9 protein-coding genes are annotated in these 12524 nt (G+C 34.8%); 7 read left to right on the forward strand and 2 right to left on the reverse strand.

Annotated features, from left to right (window positions below; genetic code table 11):
• Nucleotides 1–224 precede the first annotated feature (224 nt).
• The 7 genes from H603_RS0103155 (at nucleotide 225) to H603_RS0103185 (ending at nucleotide 10883) form a co-directional block, all read left to right on the forward strand.
• Complete coding sequence (locus H603_RS0103155; protein WP_026707215.1) at nucleotides 225–1208, forward strand: bile acid:sodium symporter family protein; 984 nt, start codon at nucleotides 225–227, stop codon at nucleotides 1206–1208.
• 444 nt (nucleotides 1209–1652) lie between these two features.
• Complete coding sequence (locus H603_RS0103160) at nucleotides 1653–3173, forward strand: DEAD/DEAH box helicase (protein WP_026707216.1); 1521 nt, start codon at nucleotides 1653–1655, stop codon at nucleotides 3171–3173.
• Between the two features lie 123 nt (nucleotides 3174–3296).
• Nucleotides 3297–3839 (forward strand): hypothetical protein, encoded by a 543-nt coding sequence (locus tag H603_RS0103165; RefSeq protein ID WP_026707217.1) that lies wholly within the window; start codon nucleotides 3297–3299, stop codon nucleotides 3837–3839.
• Nucleotides 3840–4161: 322 nt separating this feature from the next.
• Nucleotides 4162–4755, forward strand: a complete 594-nt coding sequence (locus H603_RS0103170; RefSeq protein WP_026707218.1) for a TetR/AcrR family transcriptional regulator — start codon at nucleotides 4162–4164, stop codon at nucleotides 4753–4755.
• Between the two features lie 265 nt (nucleotides 4756–5020).
• Nucleotides 5021–6166 (forward strand): efflux RND transporter periplasmic adaptor subunit, encoded by a 1146-nt coding sequence (locus H603_RS16370; RefSeq protein ID WP_035675263.1) that lies wholly within the window; start codon nucleotides 5021–5023, stop codon nucleotides 6164–6166.
• A gap of 11 nt (nucleotides 6167–6177) precedes the next feature.
• Nucleotides 6178–9336, forward strand: a complete 3159-nt coding sequence (locus H603_RS0103180) for an efflux RND transporter permease subunit (RefSeq protein ID WP_026707219.1) — start codon at nucleotides 6178–6180, stop codon at nucleotides 9334–9336.
• Nucleotides 9337–9464: 128 nt separating this feature from the next.
• Nucleotides 9465–10883 carry an efflux transporter outer membrane subunit gene (locus H603_RS0103185; RefSeq protein ID WP_026707220.1) on the forward strand — a complete coding sequence of 473 codons (1419 nt, stop codon included), beginning with the start codon at nucleotides 9465–9467 and terminating at the stop codon, nucleotides 10881–10883.
• Between the two features lie 104 nt (nucleotides 10884–10987).
• Here H603_RS0103185 and H603_RS0103190 read toward each other — a convergent pair whose 3' ends face one another.
• Nucleotides 10988–11596, reverse strand: a complete 609-nt coding sequence (locus H603_RS0103190) for a DUF1989 domain-containing protein (protein WP_035675266.1) — start codon at nucleotides 11594–11596, stop codon at nucleotides 10988–10990.
• 2 nt (nucleotides 11597–11598) lie between these two features.
• The gene (gene gntA / locus H603_RS0103195) at nucleotides 11599–12276 is read right to left on the reverse strand and encodes a guanitoxin biosynthesis heme-dependent pre-guanitoxin N-hydroxylase GntA (RefSeq protein WP_026707222.1); all 678 of its coding nucleotides are present in this window, start codon (nucleotides 12274–12276) and stop codon (nucleotides 11599–11601) included.
• Between the last annotated feature and the right edge of the window lie 248 nt (nucleotides 12277–12524).

Genomic DNA, 12524 nt, shown 5'->3' on the forward strand with positions numbered 1-12524 from the left:
CTTAAATTTTAAAGCATCTCTAGTTTGTTTGTATACCCAAATATAGGCAACCAAACTCCAGATAGTTTATAGTTACAGCTTATTTAATTACATGATATTCATGTGGTTGAATTTCACAAACTGATCCCTCAAATAAAATCAATATGTATCTGCGTATCTAAAGCGTTAAAGCGCACTCGATTTTAATGGTAACTTATTATCTTTGAATTTTACAATAGATTACCATGAAATTAAAGATTGATAAATTCATACTAGCAATAATTACGACCGTTTTTATAGCTTATTTATTTCCTCAGTTAGGCCGAGTAAATAGTGTTATAGACTTAGATACAATATCTAGTTTTGGTATTTCTTTAATATTCTTTTTCTACGGATTAAAGTTAAGTCCGGAGAAAGTCAAGAGCGGACTCAAAAATTGGAAACTCCACCTACTCATACAATCGTCTACCTTCTTACTTTTTCCATTGATTGTTTTGCTATTTCTACCATTTATACAAAGTAATCAAGTAAAAGATATTTGGTTAGCCGTTTTTTTTCTTAGTGCTTTGCCGTCTACTGTTTCATCAAGTGTTGTCATGGTTTCTATCGCTAAAGGAAATATTCCAGCAGCTATTTTCAACGCAACAATTTCTGGTTTAATTGGAATCTTAATCACGCCCTTGTGGATGGGTTTGTTTTTAAGAAACCAAAATGGCGATTTTAATTTAACCGCAGTCTATATCAAGCTAATAACCGAAATCTTATTACCAATAATCATTGGGCTACTACTTCATCGTTATTTAGGCAAATATGCTATTAAATACAGTACTTTTTTAACCACCTTCGACAAGTCGGTTATTTTACTGATTATCTATAAAAGTTTTGCCACGTCTTTCGACGAAAACCTGTTTAGCATGTTGCAGCTTAGTTCGATATTTGCAATTGCTTGTTGTGTGCTATTGTTGTTTGCTACAGTTTATTTTGTAACGGGTTTTATCAGTAAGAAGTTAGGTTTTAACGTAGAGGATACGATTACAGCACAATTTTGCGGAACTAAAAAATCATTAGTTCATGGAACCATATTTTCGAAAATACTTTGGCATAACGCCGCAACCATGGGAATTGTGCTACTTCCATTAATGCTTTTTCATGGAATTCAAATTTTTGTTATTAGTATTATAGCAGAAAAAAAAGCAAAAAGAGATTCTACTTCTTCGATTGAGAATTGATTTCTCATGATATTTATCGAAATATATTCTTCCCTTTTTTTTTATCACCCTTAGAAGCTAACTTTGAAAGAGGTGATAGAAAGTTTAAAATGAGTTAACCAAAATACTTATAGTAATAGCATCTTTTAAGTCTATCACATATCTGCTCCAAAAAATTTTATAAGAACAAATAAAGTCATTCTGAAGAATCTAATTCCGCCTGGAGAATAACTAGTAAACTAGATTCATCTTTAATAAAATTCTGTAATAAAGTCCTCGAATTGTATAAAATTTATACTGGTTGCGAAGCTTACTTTTATTTTTCGAAATCAAAGAAAAAAAGACAATAGAAGAGCGCAGAAATGAAGCGAAATCAGGTTCACATTAAGATGATTTAATTTCTACTCCAGATATATCTCTACTACCATAGATTTATTGAAAACGCACTTAAAAAAAGATACAACCATGAAAAGTGCTACTCAAAATGCGACTCTGTTTTATGATTACCAACAGAAAGATATCGCTACTATCTTTACTAATATAGAAAGTAATCCCGACCAAAAATTATTGTATCAGTTACCAACAGGTGGTGGAAAAACAATGATATTTTCAGAAATTGCTAGAAAATATCTTTCACAATACGACAAGCAAGTGATGATTTTAACGCATCGTAACGAATTATGTAAACAAACATCTACGACGCTTAAAAAACTTACTGTTCAAAATAAAATTATTGGAAGTAAAACAAAAAACTTTAAAAGTAATGCTACTTGTTATGTAGCTATGGTGGAGACTTTAAGAAACAGAATTAAATCAAAAAAAATAAACACTAAGAATGTAGGATTGGTAATTATAGACGAAGCACACCACAATTCGTTTAGGAAACTAACTAAGAAATTCAAGCACGCTTTTATTATAGGAGCTACGGCAACACCTTTTAGTTCTGATATTTCTAAACCTATGAATCGCTATTATGACGGACTAATCACTGGAGAAAGTATTGCTAATCTTATCGAAAATGGTTTTTTGGCTAAGCCAAAGTCTCATCAATACGAAATAGAATTAAACTCACTTAAAACCGGAATTCATGGTGACTTCACTGTTAGCTCTTCTAACGAATTGTATGGTTCTGCACCCATGCAAGAACTTTTATTACAAGCTTATCAAGACAATGCAAACGGTAAAAAAACTTTGATTTTCAATAACGGGATTGCAGTCTCAAAACTAGTAGAGGAGAATTTTAGAGGAGCTGGAATTCCAGTGAGACATTTAGATAACAAAACTTCAGAGGAAGAGCGAAAAGAAATACTACAGTGGTTTAAGAAAACCAAAAATGCTGTTTTGACTTCAGTTTCTATCTTGACAACAGGATTTGACGAACCCACAGTGAAACACGTCATTTTAAATAGAGCGACTACTTCGATTACCTTATACCACCAAATGGTAGGGCGCGGTGCAAGAAGATTAGCATCTAAAAAAACTTTCGGAATTACCGATTTAGGAAATAATATTCAGCGTTTTGGAGCGTGGGAAGCACCTCTGGACTGGAAATACATTTTTGATCATCCAGATGACTTTGCTAAGCAATTGCATTATCAAATCGCTGGGAATGCATCTTCTCAGTCTCCTGCTCTTACCTCAGAACTAAGAAGTCACTTTCCAAAAACTTTAGAAATGGCTTTTGACATAGATAGTCATTTTCAAGAAGCACTGGATATGGATAAAAAGCATAAATCAGTTATTCAAGAATCTATAAGACAACAGGCAAAGATGTGTTTAGACAATGCTGAAACCTTAAGTCACGCACTTGAACTTGCTGCAATGCTAACACCGGAAGTTCAGTGGCGCGTGAAGCAATATGTAAAGTGTTTAGAAAGTGCTAGTTCCAGCTATAAAACTTGGTTGATGGAGGATTATCAAAAACGTTTAGAAGGTTTAATAAAAAAAGTTTACGTTAAAATACATGCCCACGACCAAACAGCTTAAGGTTTTGATTTTAGTTGATTAAAATTCTGTAATATTTACAAAAAATTCTATAGTCTTTGCGAAACATTTTTTTTGGAAATTTACATTAACAAACAAATTATCAAACAATTAAAAAAAAAAATTATGGAAAGTAGAGACAATCACAATATGGACAAACGTCCTATGATGACAGGAATGTTTGCAGATAGAACAAGCACTGAAAATGCATACAACGCATTACACGACCGCGGGTATACTCGTGAGGAAATTAACTTACTGATGTCAGATGAGACTCGTAAAAAACATTACTCAGATGCTGACGACCACTCTGAATTAGGGACAAAAGCAGCTGAAACTGCTGGAACTGGATCTGCTATCGGTGGAACTATAGGTGCAATTGTTGGAGTAATCGCAGCAATAGGAACAAGTGTAGTTATTCCAGGACTAGGATTAATCATTGCAGGACCGCTTGCAGCCGGATTAGCTGGTGCGGGAGCTGGTGGAATCACTGGAGGATTGATTGGTGCACTTGTGGGATCAGGTATTCCTGAAGAACGTGCAAAAGTATACGAATCTGGAATTAATGAAGGTCAGGTAGTTTTAGGAGTTCATCCTAGAAATGATGAAGATGCTGATTATTTAGAGCAGAATTGGAGAACAAATAGTGGCCGAGATATTTATAGATAGTATTAAAACCGTTTAATTAATGCCCATCCTTTTAGTAGGATGGGCATTTTTTTTTGTTCCCAGGAAATAGTTTAATGATAATAGCTGGAAATTATTTTTTCCCATTTACTGTTTTTACTCATTTTAAAAAACTGACTTACAGATTTCTAAATTGAAATATGATATTTCTAAATATCAATTTCTTGCACTTTGAACTGCGAATAAGCAATAAAAATCAATAAAATTTATTTCATAATAGGAAAAAATGATGATGCAAATAGTGGAGACAGAATAAATGCACTACTTTTGCCTAACACTGTTAAATGATTTAATAGGCTATTGTATGGCAAGTAAAGATCGAATTTTAAGACACAAAGAAGAAACGAGAAATAACATTCTCGAGGCTGCGCATGATATTGTCAAAGAGGAAGGTTGGCAAGGACTGAGCATGCGTAAAATTGCAGATCGAATTGAATATACAGCACCAATCATTTATGAATATTTCTCTAATAAAGAATCTATTCTACAAGAGTTAACCACAAAAGGTTTTATAAAATTATCTAAAAAATTAGAGTTGGCAAAAGCCGAACACGATTCAGCAGATGATCAATTAGAAGCGATGTGGATGGCTTATTGGAATTTTGCATTTACTGATACAGAAATGTACCAAGTGATGTACGGTGTACAGATGAATTGCTGCTCTCAAAAATGTTCAGTAACAGATTCTCCTTATCACTCTTTTATTGCGGTTATATCTGAAATAATGAAAGATAAAAATCCAACGGAAGAAGTGATTAAGCAAAAGTATTTTACCTTTTTCTCTGTGATTCACGGATTGATTGCAATAAATATTATTAATAGAAGCGATGTATCAGAATCTATAAATAATCAAATACTAAAAGATGCTATTGGAGGCATTATCAAATCCATTAAATAAAAAAATTTAGAAACGACTTAACACTGTTAGATAAATTAACTAAGGTATAATTTCTTATTTAATAGGTATCATTTTAATAATCTGATGCTTTCTACTTAACACCGTTAAATAAATTAATATGATTATGTAGCAATATAGAATAACCTTACCTAGTAACAGCTGTCGGTCTTATACTTAACAGTGTTAGATAATTTAATAATGTAAATAAAGAGCGATCAATTAAACATTGATTTCGATAATAAAAATAAAATAGATAAAACCTGAAATGAGAACTACCCTTATAAAAAGTCTTTTATTGGCTGTATTAATTAGCAGTTGTAATAACAAAGCAGAAATTCCAGTCGCTGCTGCGCCTTCCCTACCCGTTCTAACTTTAAAAAGTGAATCAACAGCAACATCTGTAGCCTATCCAGCCGCAATTCAAGGTACTGTAGACGTTGAAGTGCGATCACAAGTCAACGGAAATCTTGATCAAGTTCTTGTAGATGAAGGAGCTTATGTACGTAAAGGTCAAGCCTTATTTAAAATCAATGATAGACCGTATAGAGAACAGTTAAACAATGCTTTGGCTAATCTCCATGCTGCCGAAGCCGCTTTAATCAATTCTGATATTGAAGTAGACAAGCTAAATCCTCTAGTTAAAAACAAGGTGGTTTCTGATTATCAGTTAAAAACAGCCAAAGCCATGCAAAAAGTTGCGATGGCTAATATTGAGCAAAATAAAGCAATGGTTGCCTCTGCTCGTATAAATCTTGGTTACACTACCATTACCGCTCCCGTAAGCGGATATATTGGGAGATTATACAAAAAGCAGGGAAGTCTAATTTCTTCTTCAGATGTTGAAGCCTTAACCACACTTTCTGATGTACATGAGGTATATGGTTATTTCTCTTTAAGTGAAAGCGATTTCATCAATTTCAAAAAAACTTACGCTGGAAATACCTTATCTGAAAAACTAAAAAATCTAGCTGCAGTAGAACTTGTTCTTGCAGACAACAGTATTTATGAGAAAAAAGGAGTGGTCGATATGATTGATGGGCAATTCGACAAAAACACTGCAGCAATAACCGTTAGAGCTACTTTTCCAAATGCAAACGGGATTTTACGTTCAGGAAACACGGGTAAAGTAAGATTGCAAATCCAGCATGATGATGCAATTTTGATTCCGCAATCTGCAACAATTGAAATGCAGGATAAAGTATTTGCTTTTACTGTGAATGCTAAAAATGAAGTGACTAAAACGCCTGTAACTATTTCAGGCAAAAGTGGTGCTAATTATTTAATTAGTGAAGGTTTGAAAGCAGGAGATAAGATTGTGTTAAGCGGAATTGACAAATTGCAAGAAGGTCAATTAATTCAACCCGTTACAACACCAGCAAAAGAAGTTGCACAAATAGATTCTAAAAAATAATTGCCAGAGAAATGTTCAAAATATTTATACAAAGACCAGTACTAGCCACTGTAATCTCTATTTTATTAGTGATTCTTGGAGTACTAGGATTATCAAAATTGCCATTGCAGCAATTCCCTGATATTGCACCACCATCTGTACTTGTTACAGCGGTTTACCCTGGGGCAAATGCCGAAACTGTTCTTAGATCAGTAGCGCCCTCATTAGAAGAGTCGATTAATGGTGTTGAAAACATGACATACATGAGTTCGACAGCAAGTAATGACGGAACGCTTGCTATTACTGTATTCTTTAAATTAGGAACAGACGCTGACCAAGCTGCAGTAAACGTTCAAAATAGAGTTGCTCAAGCAACCAGTCAATTGCCAAGTGAAGTTGTACAACAAGGAGTTATCACAGCTAAGCAACAAAATAGTTTTGTTATGGCGATTGGTCTATACACTGAAGACGAATCGAAGTACGATCAAACATTTGTTTCTAATTATGCGCAAATAAACATTATCCCAGAAATCAAGCGTATTCCCGGAGTAGGTTCTGCTAATATTTTTGGTGGTGTAAAAGATTATTCCATGCGTGTATGGCTTAATCCCTCTCAAATGGCTTCGCATAATGTAACGCCTGCTGAAGTAATGGCTGCCATTAAAGACAAAAGTTTGGAGGCTGCACCAGGTAAATTTGGAGAAAGAAGTACAGAGGTTTTCGAATACGTAATTAAATACAAAGGAAAACTAACAAAGCCTGTAGATTATCAAAATATCGCCGTTAGAGCAAATGGAGATGGATCAATTTTGCGTTTGAAAGATGTGGCTAGAGTCGAACTTGGCGCTTATTCGTATACTAGTTTAACGCGTCTAAATGGTAAAAAAGGAGCAGTAATTGGAGTAATTCAATTAGCTGGATCAAACTCTAACGAAATCCAAATTGCGATTAACGAGCTAATGGAAAAAGCGTCAAAAGATTTTCCTGCAGGAATTAAACACAATATTTTTTACAGTACAAAAGTGGCTTTAGATCAATCTATTGAGCAAGTAAAGCATACGTTAATTGAAGCATTTATTCTAGTCTTTATTGTTGTTTTTCTATTTCTACAAGATTTTAGATCTACACTGATTCCCGCGATAGCAGTACCAGTAGCAATATTAGGAACTTTCTTTTTTATGCAGTTGTTTGGGTTCTCAATAAACTTGCTGACGCTTTTTGCCTTGATTTTAGCAATTGGTATTGTCGTCGATGATGCAATTGTTGTCGTTGAAGCGGTGCACGCCAAAATGGAACACAAAAAACTGTCTCCAAAAGCTGCCACTCATGAGGCGATGCACGAAATTACAGGTGCTATTATTTCGATTACATTGGTTATGGCTGCGGTATTTTTACCAGTGGGTTTCATGGAAGGTTCCACCGGAGTATTCTACCGTCAATTTGCCTTTACTATGGCAATTGCAATTGTAATTTCTGCTGTAAATGCATTGACTTTAAGTCCGGCGCTAGCTGCTCTATTTTTAAAAGACAACCACAATCATGATGAGAATCACGAGGTAGTTAAGAAAGCGAGTTTCAAAGAAAAATTCTTTACTGGATTCAATACTAGTTTCAACAAATTAACTGATCGTTATGTAGGGAGTTTGCGCTTTTTAATTCGAAATAAATGGGTTAGTTTAAGCGGGTTGGCATTAATTACTTTTGCTACAGTGGTAATGGTCAAGACTACACCTGCTGGATTTATCCCTACAGAAGATCAGGGTTTTATTGCAATTGCTGTGAACACACCATCAGGAACATCGCTACACGGTACCCAACAAATCATGGGTGATGCCGAAAGTACTTTGAGAGGAATTGAGAGTTCGCGATTTGTAACGGCTATATCTGGTTTTAACTTGTTGACGAACTCAACCAGTCCATCATCGGCAATTATCTTTTTATTGTTAAAACCAAATGAAGAGCGTGGTCAAACCAAAGACATTGATGCAATCATGAATGAAGTTCGCGGTAAGTTGGGTGCTATTTCAGGTGGAAGTTTCTTTGTATTTAGTTTCCCTACCGTTCCAGGGTTTAGTAATGTAGAAGCATTAGATATTGTTTTACAAGATAAAACGGGAGGCAAACTAGATAAATTTAGTGGAATCTCTCAAAACTTCATCGGGGAGTTAATGAAGCGTCCTGAAATTGCAGTTGCTTTTACTAGTTTTAAAGCTGATTACCCGCAATTACAATTAGACATTGATGATGAAAAAGCAGATCAACTTGGTGTTAAAGTAAGTGATATTTTGAGTACCATGCAAGCTTATTTTGGTAGTGCTCAAGCCTCAGATTTTAATCGTTTTGGTAAATATTACCGTGTAGTTGTTCAAGCAGATGTTGATGACAGAGCAGATCCTTCGGCAATTGACCGAGTATTTGTAAAAAATAAAAACGGTGACATGGTTCCAATAAATTCTCTAGTTAAATTGACTAGAATCTACGGATCAGAAACTGCTTCACGATACAATTTGTTTAATTCGATTTCGATTAATGCCATTCCAAATGCCGGATTTAGTACCGGTGATGCAATTCAGGCAATCGAAGAAGTTTCAGCAAAACAATTGCCTACGGGATACAAACATGAATTTTCTGGTCAAACTCGTGAGGAGATTTCATCAGGAGGACAGTCGGCAACAATTTTCTTACTGTGTTTGATTTTCATTTATTTCTTGCTAGCAGCTCAGTATGAGAGTTACATCCTACCATTAGCGGTAATCTTATCAATCCCAGTGGGAATATTTGGAGTATTTGCTGCGATTGGTCTTACAGGAATCGAAAACAACATTTATGTTCAAGTCGCACTAATCATGCTTATTGGATTGTTAGCCAAAAATGCGATTTTGATTGTAGAGTTTGCCTTGCAACGTAGAAAAGCAGGACAGCCACTAGTTGCAGCAACAATCGAGGCGGCGCAACTTCGTCTACGACCTATTATCATGACATCACTAGCATTTGTAGTAGGTTTAATCCCAATGATGGGAGCTACAGGTCCGTCAGCACAAGGGAATCATTCGATCAGTATAGGTGCTGCAGGAGGAATGATTTCAGGAGTAATTTTAGGGGTTTTAATAATTCCAGTTTTATTTATTGTATTTCAAAATTTACAAGAGAGATTCACTGGGGACCCAAGTATAACAAATAATAACGAATAACAAATGAACCATTATATCACATCAATTATTGTCGCCGTAGTATTTGCAATGGCATACATATCACACAAAATTTCGAAAGAGTTAGAAGAAAAAGAAGAATCTTGTCCAGACTGTTAATTAGAATTCAAATGAAAACAAATCAATTAAAAATAGTACTAGCTGTCTTATCAGTTAGTACTATTATATCCTGCAACGTAAGTAAAGATACCGTCTTGCCTACAAATGCACTTCCCGTAAGTTATAGAGGAACAGATGTGACTACAGATAGTTCCAGCATTGCAGACATTAGCTGGAAAAACTTCTATACAGATGATGCTTTGCAAACGCTTATCGATAGTGCAATTACTCGAAATAATGACTTACAAATAGCCATTAAAAACATCGAAATCGCTCAGAAAAAATACACGCAATCAAAATGGAATAATGTGCCTCGCTTGGATTTGGCCATTTCTGCAAGTACAACAAATCCTTCTGATAATAGTTTTACAGGTAAAAATTTAGGGCAAGCTTTAGGGCAACAACATTTAGATGACTATTCTACATCATTATCTCTCTCTTGGGAAGCAGATATTTGGGGTAAAATAAAAAATCAAAATAAAGAGGCCTTTGTGAGTTATTTGCAATCAGCAGAAGTTAGCAAAGCGGTAAAAACTACTCTTGTCGCAGACGTATCTAAAGGGTATTATAATTTACTGATGTTAGATTCTCAGTTGGCTATAGCCAAAAAAAATGTACAGCTTAACGACAGCACTACGACAATTATAAAATTACAGTATAACTCAGGATTAGTAAGCTCGCTAGCAATTCAACAGTCAGAAGCATTGCAATTGAACGCCCAACAACTAGTTCCTAAATTAGAGCAAAATATTGCCATCCAAGAAAATGCGTTGAGTGTATTAACGGGGGATTTTCCTAATTCGAAAGTTCGAACTGCTTTAATAAATAACATCCAGATCAAAGATAGCTTGGCGGTTGGTATTCCGTCGTCATTAGTACGACGACGTCCTGATGTTCATAGCGCAGAGTTAGCGCTACAAATCGCCAACGGCAGAGTAGGTGTTAGTAAAGCTAATTTGTATCCTACTTTAAAAATTACTGCTCAAGGAGGTTTGAACTCTTTCGAATCTTCAAATTGGTTCAATATGCCAGCTTCATTATTCGGGACTGCACTTGGAGGGCTTACACAACCACTGTTGAACAATAAAAAATTGAGAACAAATTATAATATCGCTATTATTGAACGTGATAAAGCAGTGATCCAATTTAGACAAGCGGTCTTGATAGCGGTTAGCGAGGTCGCCGATGCATTAGTCAAACTAGATAAATTGCAAGAGCAGATAGACTTTCTACAACAACGAGTAACAATTTTAAATAAAGCAACTTTTAACGCCAACCTCTTATTTAAAAATGGTATGGCTGATTACTTAGAGGTGCTAACAGCTCAGGCGAACGTTTTACAAGCGGAGCTTGAACTTGCAAACTTGAAGAGAGAACAACTTAGCAACAATACTGAACTGTACAAAGCCTTAGGTGGTGGATGGCAATAAAAAAAGTTCAAAACAAAAAAGCCAGTATGTTAAACAATAACATACTGGCTTTTTTTATGTCTAATACTAATATTATTATCGAAATTTACACCGCAAATCTTTATTTAAACTTGAGTCACCACATAGTGAATTGGTTTAAAAGTACCACCATTACTATCTTCAGCAGAACACGCGGTTAAGCAAACTATTAAATCCATCTCTGCTTTAAATTTAACATGATCACCAGCAATAGATGTGGGTGGTAGAACACTAATTTTACCTTTTTCATCAAACTGTACGTTCATAAAAATGTTGAATGCTGTAGGTATATCATCTAATTCAATATCAAATTCACTCAAATTTACCTTTAAATTATTCAAGCAACTTGGATGTTCCTCATGATTATTATACATAATCTGAAAGGTCTCAGGACTGCAAGGCGCTAATAAAAAATCATTTCGACCATTTGTGTCTTCGACGATTTCCATCATTTTATGGGAGCGATTACTCCATAAAAAATTTCCTTCAGTGATTAAGATACTTTCTTCAAAATCTAAGGTTTTTCCAGAGGATAATTTTTCTTTTTTATCTTCAAGATTGAATAAAACCATATCGCTAACCTGACTTCCTAGGGGATCTACCACCGTTAAAAATTCTCCTTTTTTTAAGATAAAAGCAGCTCCGGTTTGTGGTGGAATAAGATTGTATTCATTTAATTCTATTTCTGTGCTCATCGTTAATTATTTTTATTGTGAAACGGACATTTCCATGTTGGCTCTACTTCCCTACCACTGTATTGTTTGGTCTCGCTATCCTCAGCAAAATCTTGTAAAACTGGATTGATGCTTCCTTGCAGAGCTTTATCTCTCCATCTAATTCTTTTTTTCACAGATTGGTAGGTTCCCATTTCCCGTAATTTTTCAAACTGCCAGTGCAAGTTAAAAACTACTGTACAATAAGGCGCCCTTCTCGCCAATCTAGAACTCTCAGGATGCATCCCTACAATGTAAAATGCTTTTCCTTTTATACTGAAACTGAAGTTGGAATCATTTGGATCTTTACTTACATTAGGATCCCATACTGAATCGTCATGATTGTGCAATTTCTGTAAAAAATTCCACAATGCTTTCTCAAATTCAGCTTCTGTATTGAAATTATTTTCTTTAAAACTAATGATTAGAGATTCGAATATATTCGATTCAAAGTCATAGCTTTCTAAGTATTCTGCCACATCATTTAATATAGGCTCAATTACCTCATCAGAAGTAATATCATCATAGACTTTTAAATGGTATTTATCCATTCTAAAAACCGTATTTGCCATTATACAAGGATGATTTTTATTAATAATAAAATCCTTAAACTCTTTCTCTATTGTCCCCAACTCGATAGTATCAACGATTGCTGTATCCATTTCAGTATCTTTTAATAGTAACCTATTTTATATATTTTTCCTTAACTATACTATTTTGAATTATAAATAAAAATTGACCGATACTAGTATCATCGTTGGGCAACTGATCTTTAAAAATTTAAAGACGTAGGCTCTAATGCATGCACGAACGGATGGAAAGTACATGCGCCGTTACAGCTGCTTCAACAACCTGCCTACCCGTGTTCTTCGTTTCCACTAGTATCAGGTCAATTATTTCAACTCATCAA

This window comes from Flavobacterium frigidarium DSM 17623, assembly GCF_000425505.1.
GTDB classification, from domain to species: domain Bacteria; phylum Bacteroidota; class Bacteroidia; order Flavobacteriales; family Flavobacteriaceae; genus Flavobacterium; species Flavobacterium frigidarium.

Coding starts and splice junctions, on each gene's coding strand:
- H603_RS16370 (WP_035675263.1), top strand. CDS start 5,021: ATGAGAACTACCCTTATAAAAAGTCTTTTATTGGCTGTATTAATTAGC.
- H603_RS0103170 (WP_026707218.1), top strand. CDS start 4,162: ATGGCAAGTAAAGATCGAATTTTAAGACACAAAGAAGAAACGAGAAAT.
- gntA (WP_026707222.1), bottom strand. CDS start 12,276: ATGGATACAGCAATCGTTGATACTATCGAGTTGGGGACAATAGAGAAA.
- H603_RS0103165 (WP_026707217.1), top strand. CDS start 3,297: ATGGAAAGTAGAGACAATCACAATATGGACAAACGTCCTATGATGACA.
- H603_RS0103190 (WP_035675266.1), bottom strand. CDS start 11,596: ATGAGCACAGAAATAGAATTAAATGAATACAATCTTATTCCACCACAA.
- H603_RS0103155 (WP_026707215.1), top strand. CDS start 225: ATGAAATTAAAGATTGATAAATTCATACTAGCAATAATTACGACCGTT.
- H603_RS0103185 (WP_026707220.1), top strand. CDS start 9,465: ATGAAAACAAATCAATTAAAAATAGTACTAGCTGTCTTATCAGTTAGT.
- H603_RS0103160 (WP_026707216.1), top strand. CDS start 1,653: ATGAAAAGTGCTACTCAAAATGCGACTCTGTTTTATGATTACCAACAG.
- H603_RS0103180 (WP_026707219.1), top strand. CDS start 6,178: ATGTTCAAAATATTTATACAAAGACCAGTACTAGCCACTGTAATCTCT.